Source organism: Bradyrhizobium sp. AZCC 2230, assembly GCF_036924495.1.
Lineage (GTDB): Bacteria > Pseudomonadota > Alphaproteobacteria > Rhizobiales > Xanthobacteraceae > Bradyrhizobium > Bradyrhizobium rifense.
On sequence record NZ_JAZHRS010000001.1, the window covers coordinates 7,736,627 to 7,759,164 of the forward strand.

At 63.8% G+C, this 22,538-nt stretch carries 20 protein-coding genes; 10 read left to right on the top strand and 10 right to left on the bottom strand.

Annotated elements, in window-relative coordinates:
• Positions 1–96 precede the first annotated feature (96 nt).
• From V1280_RS36940 to V1280_RS36950, 3 genes are read left to right on the top strand one after another with little or no spacing between them, the layout of a single operon-like run.
• Positions 97–705: a LemA family protein gene (locus V1280_RS36940; RefSeq protein WP_148772383.1), complete on the top strand. Its 609-nt coding sequence runs from the start codon at positions 97–99 to the stop codon at positions 703–705.
• A gap of 15 nt (positions 706–720) precedes the next feature.
• Entirely contained in the window at positions 721–1,599 is an 879-nt protein-coding gene (locus tag V1280_RS36945) for a TPM domain-containing protein (RefSeq protein WP_334535551.1), read from the top strand.
• A 5-nt stretch (positions 1,600–1,604) separates the two neighbouring features.
• On the top strand, positions 1,605–2,102 hold the full coding sequence (locus tag V1280_RS36950; RefSeq protein ID WP_334535552.1) for a TPM domain-containing protein: 498 nt from the start codon (positions 1,605–1,607) through the stop codon (positions 2,100–2,102).
• Between the two features lie 126 nt (positions 2,103–2,228).
• Here V1280_RS36950 and V1280_RS36955 read toward each other — a convergent pair whose 3' ends face one another.
• Both V1280_RS36955 and V1280_RS36960 read right to left on the bottom strand, forming a co-directional pair.
• The gene (locus tag V1280_RS36955; RefSeq protein WP_334535553.1) at positions 2,229–3,041 is read right to left on the bottom strand and encodes an MBL fold metallo-hydrolase; all 813 of its coding nucleotides are present in this window, start codon (positions 3,039–3,041) and stop codon (positions 2,229–2,231) included.
• Complete coding sequence (locus V1280_RS36960; protein WP_334535554.1) at positions 3,038–3,409, bottom strand: Crp/Fnr family transcriptional regulator; 372 nt, start codon at positions 3,407–3,409, stop codon at positions 3,038–3,040. Before V1280_RS36960 ends, V1280_RS36955 begins: the two co-directional genes overlap by 4 nt.
• A gap of 282 nt (positions 3,410–3,691) precedes the next feature.
• On the opposite strand from V1280_RS36960, the gene V1280_RS36965 reads away from it, so the two are divergent.
• The 3 genes from V1280_RS36965 (at position 3,692) to V1280_RS36975 (ending at position 6,505) form a co-directional block, all read left to right on the top strand.
• Positions 3,692–4,660: a hypothetical protein gene (locus tag V1280_RS36965; RefSeq protein WP_334538500.1), complete on the top strand. Its 969-nt coding sequence runs from the start codon at positions 3,692–3,694 to the stop codon at positions 4,658–4,660.
• A gap of 94 nt (positions 4,661–4,754) precedes the next feature.
• Positions 4,755–6,323: a hypothetical protein gene (locus V1280_RS36970; protein ID WP_334535555.1), complete on the top strand. Its 1,569-nt coding sequence runs from the start codon at positions 4,755–4,757 to the stop codon at positions 6,321–6,323.
• A 17-nt stretch (positions 6,324–6,340) separates the two neighbouring features.
• Positions 6,341–6,505, top strand: coding sequence for a hypothetical protein (locus V1280_RS36975; protein WP_187436817.1), 165 nt, complete (start codon positions 6,341–6,343; stop codon positions 6,503–6,505).
• A 360-nt stretch (positions 6,506–6,865) separates the two neighbouring features.
• Here V1280_RS36975 and V1280_RS36980 read toward each other — a convergent pair whose 3' ends face one another.
• Both V1280_RS36980 and V1280_RS36985 read right to left on the bottom strand, forming a co-directional pair.
• Positions 6,866–7,513 (bottom strand): glutathione S-transferase family protein, encoded by a 648-nt coding sequence (locus tag V1280_RS36980; protein ID WP_334535556.1) that lies wholly within the window; start codon positions 7,511–7,513, stop codon positions 6,866–6,868.
• A 283-nt stretch (positions 7,514–7,796) separates the two neighbouring features.
• The gene (locus V1280_RS36985; RefSeq protein ID WP_334535557.1) at positions 7,797–9,002 is read right to left on the bottom strand and encodes a CaiB/BaiF CoA transferase family protein; all 1,206 of its coding nucleotides are present in this window, start codon (positions 9,000–9,002) and stop codon (positions 7,797–7,799) included.
• A 227-nt stretch (positions 9,003–9,229) separates the two neighbouring features.
• Between V1280_RS36985 and V1280_RS36990 the strand changes: the two genes are divergently transcribed.
• Positions 9,230–11,323 (top strand): tetratricopeptide repeat protein, encoded by a 2,094-nt coding sequence (locus tag V1280_RS36990; protein WP_334535558.1) that lies wholly within the window; start codon positions 9,230–9,232, stop codon positions 11,321–11,323.
• 35 nt (positions 11,324–11,358) lie between these two features.
• Here V1280_RS36990 and V1280_RS36995 read toward each other — a convergent pair whose 3' ends face one another.
• Entirely contained in the window at positions 11,359–11,721 is a 363-nt protein-coding gene (locus V1280_RS36995) for a winged helix-turn-helix transcriptional regulator (protein WP_334535559.1), read from the bottom strand.
• Between the two features lie 172 nt (positions 11,722–11,893).
• Here V1280_RS36995 and V1280_RS37000 point away from each other — a divergent pair, with 172 nt between their 5' ends.
• Positions 11,894–13,021, top strand: a complete 1,128-nt coding sequence (locus V1280_RS37000; RefSeq protein ID WP_334535560.1) for an L-dopachrome tautomerase-related protein — start codon at positions 11,894–11,896, stop codon at positions 13,019–13,021.
• On the opposite strand, the gene putA is transcribed toward V1280_RS37000, so the two are convergent.
• Positions 13,006–16,026 carry a bifunctional proline dehydrogenase/L-glutamate gamma-semialdehyde dehydrogenase PutA gene (gene putA / locus V1280_RS37005; protein WP_334535561.1) on the bottom strand — a complete coding sequence of 1,007 codons (3,021 nt, stop codon included), beginning with the start codon at positions 16,024–16,026 and terminating at the stop codon, positions 13,006–13,008. The genes V1280_RS37000 and putA overlap by 16 nt on opposite strands.
• 113 nt (positions 16,027–16,139) lie before the next feature.
• Between putA and V1280_RS37010 the strand changes: the two genes are divergently transcribed.
• Positions 16,140–16,601 (top strand): Lrp/AsnC ligand binding domain-containing protein, encoded by a 462-nt coding sequence (locus V1280_RS37010; protein WP_018317238.1) that lies wholly within the window; start codon positions 16,140–16,142, stop codon positions 16,599–16,601.
• Positions 16,602–16,768: 167 nt separating this feature from the next.
• Here V1280_RS37010 and V1280_RS37015 read toward each other — a convergent pair whose 3' ends face one another.
• The 4 genes from V1280_RS37015 to V1280_RS37030 form a co-directional block, all read right to left on the bottom strand.
• A complete protein-coding gene (locus V1280_RS37015) occupies positions 16,769–16,969 on the bottom strand; it encodes a cold-shock protein (protein ID WP_008134691.1) in 201 nt (66 codons plus the stop codon).
• 208 nt (positions 16,970–17,177) lie between these two features.
• A complete protein-coding gene (gene sorB, locus V1280_RS37020) occupies positions 17,178–17,486 on the bottom strand; it encodes a SorB family sulfite dehydrogenase c-type cytochrome subunit (RefSeq protein WP_334535562.1) in 309 nt (102 codons plus the stop codon).
• Positions 17,487–17,498: 12 nt separating this feature from the next.
• Positions 17,499–18,698: a SorA family sulfite dehydrogenase catalytic subunit gene (gene sorA, locus V1280_RS37025; protein ID WP_334535563.1), complete on the bottom strand. Its 1,200-nt coding sequence runs from the start codon at positions 18,696–18,698 to the stop codon at positions 17,499–17,501.
• A gap of 135 nt (positions 18,699–18,833) precedes the next feature.
• Positions 18,834–20,567, bottom strand: a complete 1,734-nt coding sequence (locus V1280_RS37030) for an adenylate/guanylate cyclase domain-containing protein (RefSeq protein WP_334535564.1) — start codon at positions 20,565–20,567, stop codon at positions 18,834–18,836.
• Positions 20,568–20,894: 327 nt separating this feature from the next.
• Between V1280_RS37030 and V1280_RS37035 the strand changes: the two genes are divergently transcribed.
• Positions 20,895–22,463, top strand: coding sequence for a glycosyltransferase family 39 protein (locus V1280_RS37035; protein WP_334538501.1), 1,569 nt, complete (start codon positions 20,895–20,897; stop codon positions 22,461–22,463).
• Positions 22,464–22,538 lie beyond the last annotated feature (75 nt).

Below are 22,538 nucleotides of genomic sequence, written 5' to 3' on the forward strand. Positions count from 1 at the left end.
GTCAGCCGGCTGCTTTTCGCGCCGTCCGCGCGGGATAGCTGGCGCCGCGTGTGCTCAATCTGGTAGTTTGCGGCCGATTCCACCGGGAGAAATTTGATGCGCAAGATCCTCACCGTGCTGGCGGCGCTGGCCTCGCTCAGCCTCACCAATTGCGGCTACAACGCGATCCAGAGCGAGGACGAGCAGATCAAGGCGAACTGGTCCGAGGTGGTGAACCAGTATCAGCGCCGCGCCGATCTCGTGCCCAATCTCGTCAATTCGGTGAAGGGCTTTGCGCAGCAGGAAAAGGACGTGCTGCTTGGCGTCACCAATGCCCGCGCCAAGGTCGGCAGCATCCAGGCGACGCCCGAGGTGCTGAACGACCCTGCGGCCCTGCAGAAGTTCCAGGCCGCTCAGGGCGAACTCTCCAGCGCATTGTCGCGGCTCCTCGTCGTCACGGAAAACTATCCGCAGCTCAAGTCGGATGCCTTGTTCAAGGATCTGATGTCGCAGCTCGAAGGCACCGAGAACCGCATCACGGTCGCACGCAACCGCTACATCAAAGCGGTGCAGGACTACAACGTCACCGTCCGATCGTTCCCGAACAACCTCACCGCGATGATGTTCGGCTACAAGGAGAAGCCGAACTTCTCGGTCGAGAACGAGAAGGAAATCTCGACCGCGCCCAAGGTCGATTTCAATCCCGCGCCCGCGCCGTCGAAGTAAGTGCGCCTGGCCCCGATGCGCGCCGTCAAGGCCTTCATGCTTGCACTGCTGCTTGGCTGGGCGTTTGCCGCCTTAGCTGACGTGGCGGTGCCACAACTCACCGGCCGCGTGGTCGACCGGAGCGGCACGCTGTCGAGCAGCGACGTCGCCGCGCTGTCGCAAAAGCTGAGTGATTTCGAAAAGCGGAAGGGCAGTCAGATCGCTGTGCTGATCGTGCCGACGACAGACCCGGAGACGATCGACCAATTCTCCATCCGCATTGCCGAGGCCTGGAAGATCGGCCGCAAGAAGGTCGACGACGGCGCGATCCTCGTCGTCGCGAAGAACGACCATCACCTGCGTATCGAGGTCGGCTACGGCCTCGAAGGCGCCCTCACCGATGTGACCTCGCGGCGGATCATCGACGAGGTCATCACGCCAAAATTCAGAGACGGTGATTTCGCCGGCGGCATCTCGGCCGGTGTCGAGCGGATGATGCGCGTCGTCGACGGCGAGCCGCTGCCGGTTCCCTCGCGCAGCGTGAACTTCGGCAATTTGGAAAACATCGGACCGATCATCCCGGTCACGCTGTTTGCCTCGTTCATCATCGGCGGAATCCTGCGCACCTTGTTGGGGCAACTGCTGGGCTCGGTCGCGACCGGCAGCCTGATCGGTGTTTTGGCGTTGTTCTTTGTCGGATCCGTCGGCATTGCCGTGATCGTCGGGTTCATCGGTTTCTTCCTGGCGTTCATCGCCGATCTTTTTCCGAAGTCCACGGGACCATCGCGTGGCAGCTCCTGGTCGGGCGGCTCCTCGTCGGGCGGCTGGAGCAGCGGATCATCGTCCAGTGACAGCGGCAGCTTTAGCGGTGGCGGCGGCAGCTTTGGTGGCGGCGGCGCCTCGGGGAGCTGGTAGCGGTCATGAGCATCAAGCGCATTGCCAGACATCTCGTGCAGCATCATTGGCGGGCGAAGCAGATTTTCCCGCAAAACGTGCTCGATCGCATCGAGCAGGCGATCAAGCAAAGCGAAACAACGCACTCCGGCCAGGTCCGTTTCGTCGTGGAAGGCGCGCTCGACGGCCGTCCGCTGTTTCGCAATCAGCATGGCCGCGAGCGCGCGCTCGACGTGTTCTCGCATTTGCGGATCTGGGACACCGCGCACAACAACGGCGTGCTGATCTACCTGCTGCTCGCCGACCGCGACGTCGAGATCATCGCCGATCGCGGCATCGACGCGAAGGTCGGAGCTGCCGGCTGGGAGACGATCTGCCGCGCGATGGAGGCGGAGTTCGGGGCCGGGCAATTCGAACGGGGCGTGATCAATGGCATCGCGGCGGTATCGCAGGAACTGGCGAAGCACTTTCCGCCGGGCGGCCCGCATCCGAACGAGCTGCCGGATGAGCCGGTGGTGATGTAGCGCCGCTCTCTCCGCCGTCATTGCGAGCGTAGCGAAGCAATCCAGACTGCCTCGGCGGAGATATTCTGGATTGCTTCGTCGCTTCGCTCCTCGCAATGACGGGGGTGGCTGAGGCGCTACCGCCTCTCAATCATCCAGCTTGTTCAAATCCCGCACCGACTGCATGATCGGCTCGAAATTCGAACGCGCATCCAGCGCGTCGAACAATTGTGCGGTGTCCTCCAGCAGGCCGTGCGAGCGCGCAATGGCAATGCGCACGTCGTCCTGTGGCGTGTCGGACAGCCTTCCGTGCCCTGACAGCAGGATCTTGGTGTTCAGGCCCTTGATGCGCTCCAGCGACTGGATGTAGTCGGAGATGCTGCCGGAGCCGAACACGCCGCCCATCACGCCACCCGGCATCAGGGTGTCGGCGGCGAACAGCAGGCCCTTGTCCTGCTCGAACAGCGTGATGCAGGCCGAGGTGTGGCCCGGCGTGTACATCACGTTGAGGCGGAAATTGCCGAGGTCGATCAGATTGCCTTCCTCGAGCCAGATGTCGATGTTGATTGGCACGTTCGGCTCGTTGAACATCTTGCGCAGCATCGAGAAATCGTCGCGCAGCATGATCTTGTTGGCGGCGAGCCGATGCGCGGCGACGTAGGTGCGGCGTTCGTTGAAGTGCCAGGCCGCGCCGATGTGGTCGAGGTGCTCGTGGCTCAGCACCACCATGTCGATCTTCTCCGGCGGGCATCCCACGAAGTTGAGGCACTCAACCATGGCCGGATAGTTCGAGGACAGGCCGACATCGATCAGGATGGTGCGCGCCGAGGCGCGCACCAGATAGGCGTTGGCGGCGCGGTTGGAGAAGCGGATCTGGTAGACGTCATCGGCCGCCTGGATCAGCGAGCAGATGTCGTTCTTCATCAGGGTCGGGAATGCGGTGGGCTTCCGCTCGCTCATGATTGCGCCGCCCGGTAGGTGACCGCGTTGGAGGCGCGCAGGCGTTTCGAAAGCGCGTCCATCACCATCAGCGCGAACGCCGGCTGCTGGCTGACGAGATAGACGAAGCGGGCGTGGTTGATCCGCATCACCTTCGTGTTCGGCGCCGATGCGATCGCGGTTGCCGAACGGGCCGAACCGTCGATCACGGCCATCTCGCCGAAGAACTCGCCCTTGCCGAGCTTGATGATGCTGGTCTTGTGCGCGCCGTCGACCTTGGCGATCTCGACCTCGCCGTCGAGCACGACGAACAGCTCACGGCCGGTCGAGCCCTCCTCGAAGATGACGTCATCGACGGCAAACGCGTTGATGCATTTCTCGATCGTCATGGCACTCCCCAAACGCCTTCTGGCTGACGGGACGGCCCATGTTAGCCGGGGAACAGTGACGGGCAAACAACCCCTTCGGCTAAGCCGCGCGGCTTACCGCAGGGCAGCATCGGTTGACAATTTGTTGCACGCCGCCACGCCGGTTCCACTTTCCCGACCCAATTCGGCCCCGGACGAGTTCCTAAAATTTCGGTAAGCGGGTCCCGAGGTAAGGAATTCGCAAGCAATGAAAGTTACCAAAAAGTCAACCTGGACTGGAGTATTTGAGCCGTGAGCGAAGCAATGCCCGAACTGGCCGGCCAAGAGGCGGGTGACCGGACCGACGCCGCTGCAACCGCGCCGCAGGCCGCCGATGCTGCCGCCGGCATCGAGGCCCCCTCGATCGCCCCCGACCATGAGACGCCGCCCAAGGAGGACGCTCCGCAGGTCGAGCCCCCGCGGATTGAGGTGCCGAGGCTTGAAACCAAGGCCGAGACCAAGCCGGAGCCGAAACCCGGCAAGCTGATTGTCATGGCACCCTCCGAACGGTCCTGGGACCGCGAAGAGTTTGCCCCGCACGTGAAGGCCGACGAGGTGCGTGACACCGGCAGCAAGCGCCGCCTGTCGGCGATGGCCGCGGTGGTGGCGATCGCGGCCTGCGTCGGCGCCGTCAGTGGCGCGCTCGCGACCGCCGGCATGATGCATTTCGCCAGCCCCGCACCGGCGCAAGTTGCCGACACCAGTGCGCTGGATGCGTCCGTCTCCCGGATCGATGCCGATATCGTCGCGCTCAAGGCCAATATCGAGCATAATTCGAAGACCGGCCTCAGCCAGTTCAACCGGTCCAACGACCGTCTCGACAAGCTCGAGAAGGCGCAGGCCGAACCGATGGCCAAGCTCGCCAAGCTGTCCGAGACCGTCGACAAGCTCCGCGCTACGCCGCCGGCAGCCCCCGCGCAGGCCACAGCCGCAGCGCCCGCGAAGGAGACCACCGGCTCGATCACGCCGGCTCCGACCCAGGTCGCGACGGCAGCTGCTTCCCCGGCTCCCGCGCCGGCCGCGCCCAAGACTGAGCTCGGCCGCCTGCCGACGATTGACGGCTGGAGGCTCCGCGACGTCGCCAATGGCGGCGCGCTGATCGAGGGCCGCGACGGCCTCTACGAGGTCTATGCCGGCGATCCGATCCCGGGCCTCGGCCGCGTCGATGCGATTCGTCGCCAGGACGGCCGCTGGGTGGTCGTCACCAGCAAGGGCCTGATCGTTTCGCGCTAAGCATCCGATATCCGGCTTTTCAAAGAGGCGCTTCACCACCGCGTGAAGCGCCTTTTTACTTGAATAGGCCGTCACGCGCGGTGTTATTGGAGGCATGAGCCGTGCGCTGCGAATTCTCCTGGCTGCCCAAATCCATCTGGCTGCCATTCTGCTGCTTGGCAGCGTCATGTCGATCTCGGCAGCAGAGAACGCGCCGCTCGCGCGCGGCACCGCGATCACCGATCCCGACTTTCTGCGCAAGCTCGACCAGAGCGATGCGCTGTCGATTTCCCGCCTGTTGCAGCCTGAGCGCAACGCGGACGTTCCGCTGACCAGCGATCAGCTGTTCGCCTCGCTGCCGCAGCTCAAGGCGATTCCGCCGGCGATCGATGCGGAGTTCGATCGCTATATCGCTCAGCACAAGGCGGCCTCGCCAAGCGAGACCATCGGCGTCGGCGAGGGTTTCGACGTCCAGCTGTTTGATCGAGCCAACCTGAAAGCCGCCGACACGCGCTTCGTGCTGGCCGGCATCGTCAATCGCATGGACCGCGCCTATGTCTCGGAAGAGCAATGCGGCGAGATCCGGCTGATCTATCGCCTGGCGCGCTTCGACACCAATGCCGACGGCAGCAAGTCCGCGACGCGCCTGCCGATGACGTTCAATCTGGTGATGAAGGCGCGCGATGCACGCCAAACTGATGCGAGCGGCAAGCCCGTCACCTGCGCCGAGGTCGCGCGACGGTGGCTGGACAATGGCGATTGGCAAGGGCTGATCGGCAGCCGCACTACTCCTTACGATGCCATGATCGATCGCATCGAGACCAACATCCAGATCTCGATCGCACCGAAATCGGCGCTGCACGATTTCCGCTCCGACTATCTGCTCAAGGTGTTCAAATACGACGCGGCCACGAAGATTTTCGAGGAATCGACGCTGGAGAACCAGATCGACCGCGATCGTATCCTTGCCGATGACGCGCTCCGGCGCGACTTCAAGGCCTGGCTGCTGACCCCTGCGAATCTTCGCGAGTTCGATCGCGGCACCGTGCTGATCCCGGAGCAGTATCTCGCCAAGGGCGCGGTGGCGCCGACACCTGCGGGCCTCGACGCCTCGACGATGCAGCCGGAGTTCGGCTTGATGCAGGGGGAAGGCAGAGGCGAAGGCAGGAGCGATCCCGTCTTCACCGACAACGACGTCGTCGGCGCGCTGAAGCAGGCCGCGGCACGCGGCATCACCATGGAGAACATCCGCTCGGTCGCGGGCTTCCAGCGTCGCCTTAACGACGTCACCTGCTCGGGCTGCCACCAGACCCGCGGCATCGGCGGCTTCCATTTTCCTGGCGTGGACTGGCTGACGGACAAGGCGTCGAATTCCACCATCGTGCCGGCCTCACCGCATTTTGTCGGCGACCAGCTCCGCCGCCGCGACATCCTGACCGCCTTTGCCGCCGGCAAACGCCCTGATTTCTCACGCGGATTTGCCAGCCGGCCGCAGACCCGCGGCAGCCGGGAGCTCGCCGGCACCGAATATCAGGACGGCTGGGGGGCGCATTGTTCTTTGCAAAATGAGGGATCGGGAACGCCGGATAAGAGTTTTACGTCATGGACCTGTGCTAAAGGTCTCACCTGTCAGGCCGCCGCGGCCCCGAGCCGCATAGGCATGTGCTTCATCAAGACGCGCTAAACCGATTTGGATGACCCATGACGGATACCAGCGACGCCAACAAGGAGCGCAATCGCGAGATCGCGCGCAATGAGGAAGCCAAACAGGTCACCGGCAGCATCCGCGTCAGCACCTGGGCGGTCGCAGTCGTTGTCATCATCGGCGGGATTTTGTTCACGCTCGGCTGGCTGGCGCTGAAGTAACGAGGCGAACCCATTTCAGCCGTGAGTCAATCAGCGACATGGGTTTGGCGAGCATGTTCCGCGCTCGGTCTACGGGCCGAACTCGGATTTCGGCCTATGCTGCCCGGTGGTCGAGCCGTCGTCACGGTTGCACGAATTGCCAATCTTGGAGCTCCAAATGGAATGCTCTTGTTTCGCGCTTTCGATGAAATTCGTGGCCATGTTCAGGAATTGAAGGATGCTGGCTACGGTTTCTCGGTAGTCGACGAACCTCGGCCAGACGAAGAGTTTTGCCTAACATCATTTCAGGAGATGTTTCGAGATTGGGGGTGGAGCGGCGAGTTGGGAGCCAAGCCCGCTTGGATGCGGTAGCCCGCGCCCTCACTTCGCGTAATTGGTCATCCGTCGTCCCGGAAGCAGCTCATACGCAGATTTCCAGCCGGGCAACGCGGCCATGCGGCCGAGCCAGGCGTGGATGGCGGGATGGCTCGTCGCAAAATCGAAACCGTGCTCGTCGCTTGGATAGTGCAGATAGGCCATCATCGAGATATCGGCGACGGTCGGCCTGGTGCCGATCGCGAAGGCATTGTGCTGAAGATGTCCGTCGAGAATGCCGAGGAAGTCCTCCAGCCGCCGGCGAAAGTGCTTCAGCACCTGCGGATCGTTCTTCTCGGTGAAGGCGCGCATGAAGCGGTAGGTCGCCATGTAGCCGGTGAGCTTGTGGTTGTCCCAGAACAACCAGCGCAGCAGCTCGAACTTTTCGTCCGCGGTCTCGGCGCCGAAACGGGCATATTGCTCGGCAAGCTTCAGCAGCAGCGGAGCCGTCTGCGTCATCTTCGCGCCGTCGACCTCGAGCACGGGAATCTCGCCCATCTCGTTGACGGCCTTGCGCCACTCCGCCGTGCGCGTGACGCCGCCGCCAAAGTCGGTCCAGACCGGCTCGAACGTCTCGCCGCAAAGCGTGAGCATCAGCGCCAGCTTGTAGCTGTTGCCGGATTCGGGGAAGTAGTGCAGGCGATAGAGGGGCATGGGACCTCACGAGACGCGATGTTGCCGTGAGTTTATAGCGAGATCGTTCCACGCCGTCATTGCGAGCGCAGCGAAGCAATCCAGCAATGCATCCGTCGTCGAGGTGTTCCTGCTTGTTCGGTGTCGTCCCGGCGAACGCCGGGACCCATACCGCGGAATCTATCTATTGTGGTCGGTAGGAGTACGGAACGACCAGTCTTCGCCAAATTGCTCCCTGGGGTTATGGGTCCCGGCGTTCGCCGGGACGACAGCGGAATATGGGGCGCCAGTGCGTCGCTGTTTATTATCCCACAGCCCCCTTCGACCGCAGCTGCTTGATCGCGGCCTCATCATATCCCGCGCCACGCAAAATCTCGTCACTGTGTTCGCCGACGCCGGGCGGCTTGCGCGGCCGCACCTTCTTGGTGCCGTCGATCCAGATCGGGCTGGAGATGGTGAGCATGGTGTCGTTCTCGAACGGCACCAGCACCTCATTGTCGAGCATCTGCTTGTCGTTCGGGATGTCGTCCAGAATGCCGACGATGCCGAAGACGAGTCCGTTGCCGTCGAGGATTTTTCGCCATTCGGCGAGGTCCCTGGTGGCAAAGGTCTCGTCAAAGATCTTGATCAGCTCGATCGAGCGGGCGTGACGGTCGGGCTTGGTGGCGAACCGCGGATCGGCGATCAGGTCCTCGCGTCCGAGGCATTTGGCAAGCGTCGGCCACTGCTTATCCTCGCTGAGCAGCGACAGGATCAGCCAGCGACCGTCCTTGCACTGATAGTGGTTGCCCACCGCATTCGGCGCGCGTTCGCGCGGCCGCCGTTCGCCGAACTTGGCGCCGCAGAGCTTGGCCTGCGCCAGCACGCTCGCGGCCCACACGCCGTTGGCCATCAGGTTGGAGGCGACATGCGAGCCCTTGCCGGTCTTCTCGCGCTGATAGAGCGCCGTGACGATCGCACTGTACAACGCCATGGCGCAGGGATGGTCGCCCATGCCGGCGACCGAGCGGGCTGGCGTGGTGTTGGTGTCGGCGCGGACGAGGTCCATCAGGCCGGAGCGGGCCCAATAGGCGTTGCTGTCGAATCCTGGCTTGTTGGCTTCCTCGCCCTTCTCGCCATAGCCGGTGAAGGAGGCATAGATCAGCCGGTCGTTGAGATGAGCGAGGTGATCATAGGTGATGCCGAGCTTGGTCCGCACCGGCGGCGGCATGTTGGTGATGAAGACGTCGGTCTCTTCGACGAGCTTGTAGAGTACGGCCTGCGCCTCTGGCTTGGAGAGGTCGAGCGCGAGGCTCTTCTTGTTGCGGGCCTCGAGCAGCCAGGCGAAATTGTGCTCGCTGGTGGGATAGCCGGGCAGGTTGGGCAGATTGCGGTAGGGGTCGCCGGCGCCAGGCGGCTCGATCTTGATGACATCGGCGCCGAAATCGGACAGCACAGTCGCGGCCGCGGGCGCCGCGATGAAGCTCGCGCAGTCCAGAACCTTGAGACCTGCAAAAATGCCTTTTTCCATCGCGGCGTTGCTCCCTCGCTCTTGTTGTTTCCCGCTGGCTGGAATTCTGTAATCCCTGACCGCCCAACCATTTGACCGATGTTCCGGCGGGATGCAACGCCGTCCGGCCATCGCTTTCTCGGGGTCGTCATGCCAGACGGTTATGGCAATCGGCTCGCCCCGGTTGTACAGCTTCTGCGCCTGTCCAATCTCGCCGGGCCGGCGCGCCTTCGTTCAAGGATCCGCTCATGTCGATCCCGTTCGTTCGCCTGATGGTATCGGCCACGTTCATGATCCTGTGCGGCATGCCCGGTCTGGCCCTGGCAGGCGATCTCGAAGACTGTAACGGCCCGCCGTCCGAGAAGGTCGAGGCCGGCTGCACCGCGATCATCAACGATCAATCGCGCGCCGTAGAGGAGCGGTTGCGCGCCTATGTGAACAGATCGCGTGTCTTCATGGGGCGCGCCAACCTCGATGCGGGTCTGGCAGACGCCGATGCCGCGGTCCAGCTCAACTCGAAATCCGTGCCCGCTCTGCTGTCGCGCGGATTCGCCCGGCAGCGCAAAGGCAATCTTGACGGCGCGCTCGCCGACATCAACCAGGCCATCGAGCTCGACCCCAAGAGCCCGAATGCGTTTGCCTCGCGCGGCGGGGTGAAAATCGACCAGAAGCAATGGACCGACGCTGCCGCGGATTTCACCCAGGCCATCAGCCTGCGGCAGGACTTCGCGTTGGCCTATGTCGGGCGCGCGCGGACCTATGTCGAGACGTCGCAGCTCGACCAGGCCATGAGCGACCTCAACACCGCGATCTCGATGAGTGCGAGCCTGCCCAACGCCTTCTTCTGGCGCGGCCAGGTCTATCGCCGCAAGGGCGACATCGAGCACGCCATCGAGGATTTTTCGCGCGCGATCGCGCAGACGCCGCAGCCCGATCGTGCCTCCTATTTCGCGCGGGGACAGCTGTTCAGCTCCAAGGGCGACTATGCGCGCGCGATCGCGGATTTCGACAAGGTGCTGTCGGTGGCGCCGAACGATCCCGCCGCGCAGCAGCAGAAGCAGTCCGCCATCGCCATGCAGGCCGAGCTTGCGAAGGTGCATGGCGGGCAGCCCGCTGTGGCGGCACCCAATGAGGCCGCCGCCGCCCCGGCGGCTGTCGCGCCGCAAGCGACGGTCCCGATGGCAACAATACCGAAAGGAACGTTCCCGGCGACGCCGCCGTCTTTGACCGAGGCGGCGCAATTGATGACGCAAAAGAAATATACCGAAGCGCTGCCGCGCTTGAACTCGGTGCTCGCGGCTGATCCGCGCAACCAGGCCGCGCTAAGACTCCGGGTTGCCGCGAATCTGTCGCTGTCTCATTTCGCGGAGGCGCGGACCGACATCGATACCCTGCTCAGGATGAAGCCGAACGATGGACCCTTGCTGGTGTCCCATTCCGTGGCGTCACTCGGCCTGAAGCAGTTCGACCAGGCCACGGCCGATGCCAATCAGGCGCTCAGCGTCAATCCGAACGATGCGGCCGCCTATATCTGCCGCGGCATGGCGTACCGCCTGACCGGAAAATTCCAGGACGCTCTCGCCGATTTCGACCGCTCGATCTCGCTCAACGACAAGGACTACATGGCCTTCTCCGAACGCGGTCAGGCCTATATGGGGCTCAACCAGATCGACAAGGCCGTCGTCGATTTCGACCGTTCCCTGGTTCTCAATCCCGTCAACGACACCGCGCGCGCCGCCCGCGGGCTGGTGTTGCTGCTGAAGGGCAACAACGCGGAGGGCCTCGTCGACGTCAAGAACGCGCTCGACCGCAATCCCAACAACCAGGTCGCCGAACTCGGCCAGGGGCTGGCGATGCTGCTCTCCGGGCAATATGACCGTGCGATCGTCGCGCTCGACCAGATCATCAGCAAGGAACCCGCCTTCGATGCGTTCGTGCGAACGCTCCGCGCGCGAGCCTATCTCGGCAAGAAGGACGCCGCCGGCGCCATGACCGACCTCAATCTGGTGCTGGGGACGCGGCCAAACGATGCGGACGCGCTCAGCCTGCGCGGGATCGCCTTCACGTCGATGAAGCAATACGACAAGGCGCTGGACGATCTCGGCAAGGCGATCGCGCAGAAGCCGACGATCGAGCGCTATTTCGCGCGCGCGGGCGTCTACGAGGCCAAGGGCGATGTGGACAAGGCAACCGGCGATTATCGCAGCGCCACCCAGATGAGTCCGGCCAACGTGTTCGATATCGCGGCGCAGACCCAGTCCAAGCTGAAGATCCAGCAACTCTCGAAGCGCACCCCTTGCGGCAGCTCCGGGCGCGGCAGCAAGGACGACACCTGTCTGTAGCCGATAAGCGCGACAGAGTGAGATGGCGTCGCGTGTCAGGCCGCGACGGACTCGCGGTTGCTGAAGAGGCCGATGTTGGAGTCTCCCCAGGTCTTCAACGCCGTCAGCACAGGCGTCATGCTTCTTCCCAATTCTGACAGACTGTATTCCACCTTCGGCGGCACCTGCGGATAGACCGTTCGTACAATCAATCCGTCCACTTCGAGTTCGCGGAGTTGGTTTGTAAGAGTCCGATGGGTGACGGCGGGAATGCGCCGCTTGATTTCGTTGAAGCGAACCGTCCCTTCCAGAAGGTGGAAGAGGATGACGCATTTCCATTTTCCATCGATGAGGCTGATGGCGGCTTCCACCGTGCAGCCCGGTGCGCAATCGAAGCGCGAATGCCGAGGTTTGGCCATGACGGTATCCTTTTCGATACTAGTGGCAATTCTTGTGCGTATCGCAAGATCTGAGGCTAGCGGCTAACGGTGGTTCGGACAAGTCGGCGACTGCCACATGCGGGCGGAAGCTGCGGTCCTCGAAACATCCAAGCCTTCATAAACAACAATGACGACCAGGGGAGTGAGACACATGAAAACTGTGAGGCGTAATCTGATCTGTGCTTCGATAGCCGCTGCATGTCTGGGTGGAGCGGCGCAGGCCGGGGATCGGGAGGGCAAGGCGGAGATCTTCGCCAGGCTGCCGCAGTCCGTCGGCAATATTGCGTTCACGCCGGACAATCAGCTGATCTTCAGTCACCATCCATTCTATGAGCCCGATCTGAGGGTAGCCAGGCTCACATCGCCGACGACTTTCGAGCCCTTTCCGAATGCCGAGTGGAACGCGCCAAGGAAGGGAACGGATCAGTACCTCGACAACGTGCTGGGTTTGCGATCCGACGAAAGCGGAATCGTATGGATCATCGATATGGGGTTTCGAACCCGGATTACGCCAAAGCTTGTCGGCTGGAATACGCGGGCGAACAAGCTCGAGCGAATTTACTACATGCCGGAGCCGGTCACGGTGGCGGGATCTCAGCCGCAGGACATCGTGATCGATCAGAAGCATCGCAAATTCTATATCGCCGACGAAAACATCGGGCCGGGAGGCGACGGCTCTCACGCGGCGATCATCGTGATCGACATGGACACCGGTGCCGTGCGGCGCGTGCTGGATGGCGATCGATCGACCGTTCCGGAAAATATCCCGATCACGGTGGACGGCAACGATCTGACCGTGCCGGGCAAGGACGGTAAGCAGTCCGTCATCAAGGTCGGCTGCGATGGCATCACGATGGACGTCAATTCGGAGTGGGTCTACTTCGCTCCGCTCAGCGGCCGATCTCTCTATCGGATCAAGGCCGCCGACCTCAGTAACGAGAAGCTCGCCTCGGAAGAATTGAGCAAGAGGGTCGAACGCTACTCCGACAAGCCGAACAATGGCGGGCTATCAATCGACTACGCGGGAAATATCTACCTGACCGCCGTCGAATCCAAGTCGATCGGCATCATCGGGTCGGACCGGAAATATCGAACCTATCTCAATGACCCCGACATGGTGTGGCCGGACGGCATTACGGCGTCTCCCGACGGGTATATGTACGTCTCTGCGTCCCAGGTCTCTGCAGCCGCAATGTTTCACAATGGAAAGGCAGAGAACAAGACGCCCTATCTGATCTATCGGTTCAAGCCGGAGGCCGCGGGCTACATCTCCCGATAAGGTGCGAGCGCCTCGCCGGCGAGCAGCGCAGCGTTGCCGCCGGCGGCAGCGGTGTTGATCGTCACGGTCTGCTCGGTGGCGAAGCGTGCCAGATAATGCGGGCCGCCGGCCTTGGGGCCGGTGCCGGACAGGCCGTTGCCGCCGAACGGCTGGACGCCGACCACGGCGCCGATCATGTTGCGGTTGACGTAGATGTTGCCGGCCTGGACACGGTCGATGATGGCCTCGACCGTGTCGTCGATGCGGGAGTGGATTCCGAGCGTCAGCCCGTAGCCGGTGCGCTCGATCGCCTGCAGGACTCGCGCGAGGGTCTCGGCGCGGTAGCGCACCACATGCAGGATCGGGCCGAACACCTCCTCGGTGAGCTGACCGGCGTCCTTGAGTTCGAAGATATGCGGTGCGACGAAGCAGCCCTCTGGCGCTGCGCCTGCAAAGTGCAGCCGCGCCTCCGTCTTCATCCGCGCGATGTGCGCGTCGAGCCGCTGCTTGGCTTCGGCGTCGATCACCGGGCCGACATGGGTCGCGACCTGGCTGGGATCGCCGATCTTCAACTCGCGCGCCGCGCCCGCGATCATCTCGATCATGCGGTCGGCAACGTCCTCCTGCACGAACAGCAGCCGCAGCGCCGAGCAGCGCTGGCCTGCGGAGCGGAACGCGGAGGTGACGACATCGTCGGCGACCTGCTCGGGCAGCGCGGTGGCATCGGCGATCATGGCGTTGATGCCGCCGGTTTCCGCAATCAGCGGCACGATCGGTCCGTCCTTGGCGGCGAGCGTCCGGTTGATGTGACGCGCGACCTCGGTCGAGCCGGTGAAGACGACGCCTGCAATATCGGGATGCGCGGTCAGCACCGCGCCGATGCGGCCGTCGCCGGTGACGAGATGCAGCGCGCTTTTCGGAATGCCGGCCTCGTGCAGCAGGGCGACCGCCGCGCGCGCGATGCGTGGTGTCTGCTCGGCGGGCTTTGCAACGACGCTGTTGCCGGCCATCAGTGCAGCGGCGACCTGGCCCAGGAAAATCGCCAGCGGAAAATTCCACGGTGAGATCGCGACAAAGACGCCGCGGCCGCGCATGGCGAGCGCGTTGCTCTCGCCGGTCGGGCCCGGCATCGCGACCTCGCTGCCGAACAGTTTTCGGCCCTGCGCTGCATAATAGCGGCAGAAATCGGCGGCTTCACGTAGCTCGGAGAGCGCGTCGTCGAGCGTCTTGCCGCCCTCGCGCTGAAGAGCCGCGATAAAATGTGCGCTGCGACTCTCCAGGAAATGCGCGGCCTGCTCCAGCGCTGCTGCGCGTGTGGCTGCTGGCGTCCGGCTCCAGGCCGCAAAGCCCGCGCGCGCTGCGGCGATCGTTGTGCCCGCCTGCTCGGGCGTTGCATCGGTGACCGGCTTGAGATTGGTCGTCTCGGCCTTGACGTCGGCAAGCAGACGCTCGAGCGCGGCGCGCTCGCCGAACTCGATCCCGCCCGAATTGTGCCGCTCCGGCGCAAAGAGATCACCCGGCAGGGGGATTTTGGCGTGATGCGCGTGATCGGGACGGACGATGAGATCGGCCGGACGCTTCAAAAGCGCCGGAACCGGGACGCGGTAGTCGGCCGCCTGCGCCACGAAGGAGGAGTTGGCGCCGTTCTCGAGCAGCCGCCGCACCAGATAGGCGAGCAGGTCGCGATGGCTGCCGACCGGCGCATAGGTGCGGTAGGCGCTATCGGGGTGGTCCTTGGCGAGCTTCTCGTAGAGCGCCTCGCCCATGCCGTGCAGGCGCTGGAATTCGAAGCCACCGTTCTCGCCGGCGAGCTCCAGCACGGTTGCGACGGTCAGCGCGTTGTGGGTCGCAAATTGCGGGAAGATGCGCGGCCGCAGACTCAAGAGCTTCGATGCGCAGGCGACGTAATTCAGATCCGTCATCGCCTTGCGGGTGAACACCGGATAGCCGTCGAGCCCGCGCTCCTGCGCGCGTTTGACCTCGGTGTCCCAATAGGCGCCCTTGACCAGCCGCACCATCAGCTTGCGGTCGTACACCCGCGCAAGCTCGTGGACGTAATCGATCACCGCGCTGGCGCGCTTCTGATAGGCCTGGATCGCGAGCCCAAAGCCGTCCCATCCTTTGAGCGAGGGATCGGCGAGCGTTGCCGCGATGACGTCGAGCGACAGCTCGAGCCGGTCGGCTTCCTCGGCATCGACGGTGAAGTTGAGATCGTGCACCTTGGCGCGCCGGGCCAGATCCAGCAGCTGCGGCACCAGCTCGGCCATCACGCGCGCGTGGCTGATCGCCTCGAAGCGCGGATGCAGCGCCGAGAGCTTTACGGAGATGCCGGGCCGGTCGGGCAGGGGGTGATTGCCCGCCGCCTTGCCGATGGTTTCGATCGCGCTCGCATAGGCGTCGAAATAGCGCTTGGCGTCGGCCGCCGTGCGCGCGCCTTCGCCGAGCATGTCGAAGGAGTAGCGCGGCTTTTGGCCGGAGCGCGGCTTGCCCCGCTCCAGCGCCTGCTCGATGGTCTCGCCCAGCACGAAATGACTGCCCATCAGCCGCATCGCCTGGCGCGTGGCGGTGCGCACGGCCGGCGCGCCTAGCCGCTTCACGAGACGGCCAATCGTGCCGTCGGGTGTCTCGCCGGGCTGGATCACCCGCGCCGACAGGCCGAGCGCCCAGGCCGAGGCGTTGACCAGGAACGCCGTGGACTTGGTCTCGTGATGGATGAAATCGCCCTCGCCGAGCTTGTCCTCGATGAACTGGTCGGCGGTGCGCGCGTTCGGCACGCGCAGCAGCGCTTCCGCCAGCACCATCAGCGCCAGCCCTTCCTTGGTCGAGAGCGCGAACTCGCGCAGCATGTCCTCGACCCCGCCAAGCCGGTCGTCGCGCTTGCGGATCGCCTCGATCAGCCGGGTCGCGGTGCGGTCGATCCGTGCTTCCTGCGGCGGGCTTAGATGTGCCGACGCCAGCAGGCGCGCAGCGATGTCGGCATCGTCGGGCGCGTAGGGGGCGGAGAAGGGCGGCGGGATGTTCGGCATGGCGTGTCCTGTGGCTGAAATCAGGATAATGCCCGCGTGACCGTAGTTCGATAGACAAGATAGCCAATTTGCCTTAGGAAATGAAGCGTGGCAGCAACAAAACCGTATAAAATATGGAACTCGATCGAATCGACCGGAAGATCCTCTCGATTTTGCAGGAGGATGGGCGAATCGCCAATGTCGAGCTGGCCGAGCGCATCGGGCTGTCGCCGACCTCGATCGGTGAGCGGCTGAAGCGCCTGCAGCGCGAGGGCTTCGTCGAGGGCTATGGGGCGCGGCTCAATCCGCACCGGCTTGGCCTGGGGCTTCTGGTGTTCGTCGAGGTGCTGCTCGACAAGACCACGCCTGACAATTTCGAGCGTTTTGCGCGCGCAGTAAAACTCGCGCCCGAAGTGCTGGAGTGTCACATGGTTGCCGGAGGCTTCGACTATCTAGTGAAGGCGCGGCTCGCCGACATGGCCGCGTATCGGCGCTTCCTCGGCGAGACCTTGCTGTCGATGCCGGGTGTGCGCGAGACGCGCACCTATGCGGTGATGGAGGAGATCAAGCGCGACGCACCGTTGCCGGTTGGCTGACGAAATGCGGTCGCGATTGTCGCTGCTGCGGCGTTGATCGGCGATCTCTACGGGCAAATAGTTTCCGCGCGCAGTCGCAACGCCTGTCGTCGAATGCACTGATCGTCTTCTAAAATTTTCTTGGCCCAACTCCCGGACAGATCCGGGAGGCACGAAGGCTGGCGGGCTTATACTTTGAGGTTCTCTGCGGACGTCTTGCCCCGGTTTGCGATCTCTTCATACTCAACCGTCTGGCCCTCGTTGAGGGAGGACAGACCGGCCTTCTGCACTGCCGAGATATGCACGAACACATCCTTGCCGCCCGACGCAGGCTGGATAAACCCATAACCCTTCGTCGGATTGAACCACTTGACCGTACCTTTAGCCATCACGTCTTCTCCGCGGGTCTTCCTCCGAGATCGCGAACCGCCAGTCCCCGCCAACCGGCCGGTTCGGTCCTAACAGGATACGCGGAATGTGGCGGGCTTGGTAGATCAAACCACATCGGCATTTCGCGGAAATTCGCTCAACTTCGCGGCGTTTTTACCGGTTTTGCCCGTTTCGCGGTCAATTGTCCCGGACGCACCGCGCCCTCCGTCAATAAGTCGCGGCCAGATAATCCACGATCTTGCCGACGTCGGCATCGTCGATCGGTGCGCCATAGACCTTGATCATCTTGGTCACCTCGGCCTGCCAAAACGCTTCCTTGTCCTTCATCGGCGGCTGCGTGGCGATGTAGTCGGACGAGTGGCAGGCGGCGCAATTGCCCTGAACCACCTCGAGATTGGGGCCGGACTTGAAGGTTGCGACCTCATCCGGCGTCCTGTAATCGACCGGCGCCGCGATGGCAGGACCCACAGCAGTGGCGACGGCAAGTGTGATGGCGAGGAGAACGGTGCGCTGCATGATCATTCTCCTTTAGGCCACGCTGACGCGGACGGTTTCGACGACGTTGCGCAAATAACCCGCCGGGTTCCAGCGCGGCGTCTCTGGCTGCGTCTCGCCGGAATTGCTGGTGGCGCGCACCCTGAGCTCGACCTGGCCCGCGGCGAGCTTCACCGGCAGCTTCCATTCGCGGAATGAGTAGTTGCCGAGATCCTTGCCGAGCTTGGCGGGAGCCCAGGTTTTGCCGCCATCGGTGGAGACCGACACGTCCTTGATGCCCTTGCCGCCGTCGAAGGCGATGCCGCGCAGCGTCGTACGTCCCGCCTTCAGCTTGGCGCCATCAGTCACGCTGGTGATGAAGGAGCGGATGGTGAAGCGGTTGATCGGGATCGTCGCCTTCGGCGCGGTGCCGGGCGCGACCGAATTGTCCGGCGTGTCCGGAATGCGATAGGCCGACTTCATCCAGAAGCCGTCATAGACGCTGTCGACGACGGTGATCTCGTTGAGGTGCTTGACCCAATAGGTGCCGTAATAGCCGGGCACGACCAGACGCAGCGGAAAGCCGTTGAGGAACGGCAAATCGTCGCCGTTCATGCCATAGGCCAGCATCACCTCGCCGTCGGTGGCGTGAGCGAGGTCGAGCGCCTTGGCGAAGTCGGGCGTCTTGTCGCTCACCGGCCCGTCCATGCCGGCGAATACGACCTGCTTGGCGCCGGCCTGCACGCCCGCCATGTCGAGCACCGCCTTCAGCGGCACGCCGCGCCAGCGTGCATTGCCCATCGCGCCATTGCCGAGCTGGCCGCCGGCGACGCGCGGCTCGACGAGGCCACGGCTGTTGCCGGAGCACTGGTTGACGGCGACGATCTCGGTCGCCTTCATCTTCCTGATGTCTTTCAGCGACAGTTTCAGCGGCTTGTCGACCTTGCCTTTCACCTCGAGCGTGAACTTGTCGGGATCGAGATTGTAGGGGAGGTCGGCGAGGTGATAGCGCACGAAGAATGCGTTGTTTGGCGTGATCGGGCCGTCGTTGAAAATCGCAAACGGCGTCTCGAGCTGCGGCGGTCGGCTGGTCAGCCCGATCATCGGCCGCTTCTGCGGATATTTCACCAGCGGCCGCTCGCCATTGGCGAAGGGCAGGGTGACGGTGTCCAGCGCGAGGGCTTTGGTTGAGTTCAGTGCGGCGGCAATAGCGGCAAGTCCCGCTCCTTTGAGCAGGTCGCGTCGATCGAACATTGAGTCTCCTCCCGGAGCTTTTCGTTGGCTCGCGGTCATCACCGCGATCCCGTGCTCATCTGTCGCAACGACTCGGGCGAAGTCAATTCGTGCTTTCGCAGCAAGCCCATGCCATTGCGCTGCAACAAGCCGGTGTTACGCGGCGACGCGCTCGCCGCCGGCAATGAGGGCGGACAATGTCCTGGTGTCGGTGATGACGCGCACCACCATCGGCTCGTCGCGGCCGCGGATCGCGACCTCCTGCTGCGGCAGCGCATCGTCGTGAAGGCCGGCGGTGCGGCGGACCTCCTCGGAGACGATTGCCTCGCAGGCCAGCGTCTTGGTCATGTCCTGAAGCCGGGCCGCGACGTTCACGGCGTCGCCGAGCGCGGTGAAGACGATGTGGTCGCGGTAGCCGATATCGCCGATGATGACCTCGCCACCGTGGACGCCGATGCCGAAACGGATCGGCTGGCGCAGATCGTGGCTCAAGAGCTCGTTGAGCTCGTCCACGTGGGTCGCAATGCTCGCGACCGCCTTCAGCGCCTGCTGGCAGGCGGTCTGCGGGTCGCTCGTGAGGCCAAACAGCGCCAGCATGCCGTCGCCGACGAACTGGTTCGGCTGGCCGCCGTTCTCGATCACGGCTTGCGACACCGCGCCAAGGAAGCGATTGACGATGAAGACGGTGTCGAACGGCAGCCGCTTCTCGGCCAACTGTGTCGAGCCGCGCATGTCCACGAACAGGCTGACGAGGTAGCGCTCCTGGCCAATCCGGGCCGGTGACGACGCAGTGTTCGCCGACAGCGTCTGCGGCATGAAGAGCTGGAAGAAGGAGAGGTCGGAGGTCGGCCGTAATTGGCAGGCCAGCCGGATCGAGGGATCGGCGGTGCCGACGCGGGCCAACACGAAGGCCTCGCGCTGCGACGGCTCGGGCAAGGTGCCGTGGTCGCCGATAATGCGGATGCGGCAGGTCGAGCAGCGGGCGCGGCCGCCGCAGACGCTGGCATGCGGCACGTTGTGGCGCAGGCTGGCTTCCAGCACGGAGAGGCCCTTGGGCACGCGCACGGTCTTGCCGTTGCCGTAGGACAGCGCGATCATGCCGCCGCGCCGTTCGCGCCAGCCGCGCACACCGCGCCCGAGCAGCACCAGTCCGAGCAGGCCGACGTAACCCATCATCAGTCCGCCGGTGATGCGATCGAGCGTATCCGCCTCTGCGACCGTACCGACCTGGCGCTGCGTGAAATTATGCGTGCGCCACTCGCCGTCCTCGCTCTCGGCGGCGACGCTGCGGCCACCCTGGTAGATGCCGAGCAGCGCCAGCGTCGGGATCAGCACGGCGGCCGCCAGCAGATACGGCGCCGCGCGGATGAAGAACGGTTTGAGCCGGAGCCAGAAATAGATGCCGATGCAGCCGTGCACCCAGGCGATGATCAGCAGGATCGTCATCGTCCAGAGCCGGCCGGGCGCCGCGACGAAGAACAGATAGAGCTCCTGCGGATACAGCTTCTCGTGTCCGTACAGCGTCCGGGCGAGCCGCACGCCGATCACATGCGCCATCACCAGCGCGGGGATGCTCAAGCCCAGCACGAGCTGCAGCGGCTCGATCGTCCGCCAGTGGAACTGGCGGCGCTGATACAGCGCATAGACGCCGAGCCCCATATGGGTCAGAGCTGCGCCATAGAACACGATCGCGACGGGCAGGAACTGCCAGAACGACGTGTGGTAATAGACTCCGATCTGCATGGCATCGACCGAGATATTGCCGAGCGCATGGTTGAGGAAATGGCTCACCACGTAAGAGAACAGGATGACGCCGCAGACCAGCCGCACCTGCCGCGCGCTGGTCGAGCGAACGAGTTCGGGCAATCGTGAAAGGGCGGTCGTGGCCATGATTCGGTTGTACCAGTTCACTGAGGAGAACAGCCAGCGGAGAGTTAAATTCCGCGGGCGAGGGGCCAGACGGATCACATAAGCGACAAGGTTACGTAACGGTAAGTCTCGTAGGGTGGGCAAAGCGAAGCGTGCCCACCATTGGGAGTGGTGGGCACGGCGCCAGAGCGCCTTTGCCCACCCTACGGTAGTTGCGCGAGACGACAGATATCGATCGCAACACCCACCACATTGACTCCCCTTCCCAAGTCGGGGAAAAGCGCGGCCGTGACGATCGCTCCGGACATCACTGTGAAGCCCAACGGCGCGTCGCGCCGGCCGCTTGTCATGGCCGCGTTGGTGATCGCCGCGATGACGGTGCTGCGCATCGTCTATGCCTCCGTGATCGAGCTGCGCACCGACGAGGCCTATTACTGGACCTGGTCGAAGGAGGCGGCGCTGAGCTTCCTCGATCATCCGCCCGGCATCGCCTGGCTGATCCGTTTTGGCACCGCGATTTTCGGCGACACCGTGCTTGGGGTCCGCTTTGGCGGCATCGTTGCGATGCTGGTGACCCAGCTTTTGCTGGCCGACATCGTCCGCCGCCTCACCCATGATGTGCGCGCGATCATAGTGGCGGTGCTGATGCCGGAGGCCGCGCTCTATTACGGCCTGCTGATGGCCAAGGTCGCCCCCGACGTCGTCATGATCCCGTTTGCGGTGGCGATGGTGTGGTCGCTGGTGCGGCTGACGCAGAGCGGGGATGGACGCTGGTGGCTCGCGGCCGGCCTGTTCGCCGGCCTGTCGCTGCTGTCGAAATTCACCGCCATCATGTTCGCGCCTGCCGTCGCCGCGTTTCTGCTGGTGCCGGATTGGCGCTGGCGCTGGCTGCGCAGCCCGTACCCCTACCTCGCTGCGCTGATCGCGATTGCAATGTTCTCGCCGGTGCTGATCTGGAACGCGCAGCACGATTGGGCCTCGTTCCGCTTCCAGGGCGTGCGCGCCACCGCCAATTACGGCATCTCGCTGCGCACCATCGGCGATTTTATCGGCCTGCAATTCGGCCTCGTCGGTTTTGTCATGCTGCCTGTGGTGCTGTTGGGCCTCACGATGACCGTGTGGCGCGGTTATCGCCGGCGTGAGCCGGTTGCGATCCTGCTGTCGACCGCGGTGCTGGTGCCGTTCGCCTATTTCTTCTTCAAGTCACTGACGCTCAGGGTTGGCGACACCTGGCCGATGTTCATGTGGCCGGTCGGCTTCGCTGCCGTCGCGGTGAACCTCGCGATGATGCCGGAGGACGGCTGGTCGGCGGGGATGATCCGGTCGTGCATCTTCTGGGCGAAGGCGGCGCTGGTGTCGGGGATCGCCTTTGTCGTGATTGTGTTGCTCTATTACGTCGCGGCGCCCTGGAATTTCCTCGGCAAGATGGATCCGATCGGCGCCGAGGCCGGCTACGAGCAGGTTGCCGCGCGCGCGCAGGCCGCACTGGATGAAACCGGCGCGACCTGGATCGCGACGACGGATTACCGCACCTATGCCATGATGCGCTGGCTGTTCCGCGGCCGTGTCCCCGTGGTCGAGATCAACGAACGCGGTCGCTTCCAGGATTTCCGTGATCCCGGCATGGACCGGATCAAGGGGCAGGCGGGGATCTATGTCGGTCGCCAGCCCGATGATCGTTCGCATCTCTGGGAGTCGATCCCCGCGACGCGCGCACCATTGGGGCAGGTCGAACGCCGCTGGCGCGGCGCCCTGATCGACACCTACACAATCGACAAGCTCACCGGCTGGACCCCGGAGCTTTCCCCGCCAAAGGACTCGCCGCTATTCCAGTGGCGGGTGCTTGCGGGGGAGTTCAGCATGAGAGTCACGCACTTGCTTACCCTCCCCTGGAGGTGGAGGGTCGATCGCGCGTAGCGCGAGCGGGGTGGGGTGGGGTGATCTCTCCACGCGGGCAGTGTTGGATGCGGAGAGACCGTCACCCCACCCCGT

Coding starts and splice junctions, on each gene's coding strand:
- V1280_RS36940 (WP_148772383.1), top strand. CDS start 97: ATGCGCAAGATCCTCACCGTGCTGGCGGCGCTGGCCTCGCTCAGCCTC.
- V1280_RS36945 (WP_334535551.1), top strand. CDS start 721: ATGCGCGCCGTCAAGGCCTTCATGCTTGCACTGCTGCTTGGCTGGGCG.
- V1280_RS36950 (WP_334535552.1), top strand. CDS start 1,605: ATGAGCATCAAGCGCATTGCCAGACATCTCGTGCAGCATCATTGGCGG.
- V1280_RS36955 (WP_334535553.1), bottom strand. CDS start 3,041: ATGAGCGAGCGGAAGCCCACCGCATTCCCGACCCTGATGAAGAACGAC.
- V1280_RS36960 (WP_334535554.1), bottom strand. CDS start 3,409: ATGACGATCGAGAAATGCATCAACGCGTTTGCCGTCGATGACGTCATC.
- V1280_RS36965 (WP_334538500.1), top strand. CDS start 3,692: ATGCCCGAACTGGCCGGCCAAGAGGCGGGTGACCGGACCGACGCCGCT.
- V1280_RS36970 (WP_334535555.1), top strand. CDS start 4,755: ATGAGCCGTGCGCTGCGAATTCTCCTGGCTGCCCAAATCCATCTGGCT.
- V1280_RS36975 (WP_187436817.1), top strand. CDS start 6,341: ATGACGGATACCAGCGACGCCAACAAGGAGCGCAATCGCGAGATCGCG.
- V1280_RS36980 (WP_334535556.1), bottom strand. CDS start 7,513: ATGCCCCTCTATCGCCTGCACTACTTCCCCGAATCCGGCAACAGCTAC.
- V1280_RS36985 (WP_334535557.1), bottom strand. CDS start 9,002: ATGGAAAAAGGCATTTTTGCAGGTCTCAAGGTTCTGGACTGCGCGAGC.
- V1280_RS36990 (WP_334535558.1), top strand. CDS start 9,230: ATGTCGATCCCGTTCGTTCGCCTGATGGTATCGGCCACGTTCATGATC.
- V1280_RS36995 (WP_334535559.1), bottom strand. CDS start 11,721: ATGGCCAAACCTCGGCATTCGCGCTTCGATTGCGCACCGGGCTGCACG.
- V1280_RS37000 (WP_334535560.1), top strand. CDS start 11,894: ATGAAAACTGTGAGGCGTAATCTGATCTGTGCTTCGATAGCCGCTGCA.
- putA (WP_334535561.1), bottom strand. CDS start 16,026: ATGCCGAACATCCCGCCGCCCTTCTCCGCCCCCTACGCGCCCGACGAT.
- V1280_RS37010 (WP_018317238.1), top strand. CDS start 16,140: ATGGAACTCGATCGAATCGACCGGAAGATCCTCTCGATTTTGCAGGAG.
- V1280_RS37015 (WP_008134691.1), bottom strand. CDS start 16,969: ATGGCTAAAGGTACGGTCAAGTGGTTCAATCCGACGAAGGGTTATGGG.
- sorB (WP_334535562.1), bottom strand. CDS start 17,486: ATGCAGCGCACCGTTCTCCTCGCCATCACACTTGCCGTCGCCACTGCT.
- sorA (WP_334535563.1), bottom strand. CDS start 18,698: ATGTTCGATCGACGCGACCTGCTCAAAGGAGCGGGACTTGCCGCTATT.
- V1280_RS37030 (WP_334535564.1), bottom strand. CDS start 20,567: ATGGCCACGACCGCCCTTTCACGATTGCCCGAACTCGTTCGCTCGACC.
- V1280_RS37035 (WP_334538501.1), top strand. CDS start 20,895: ATGGCCGCGTTGGTGATCGCCGCGATGACGGTGCTGCGCATCGTCTAT.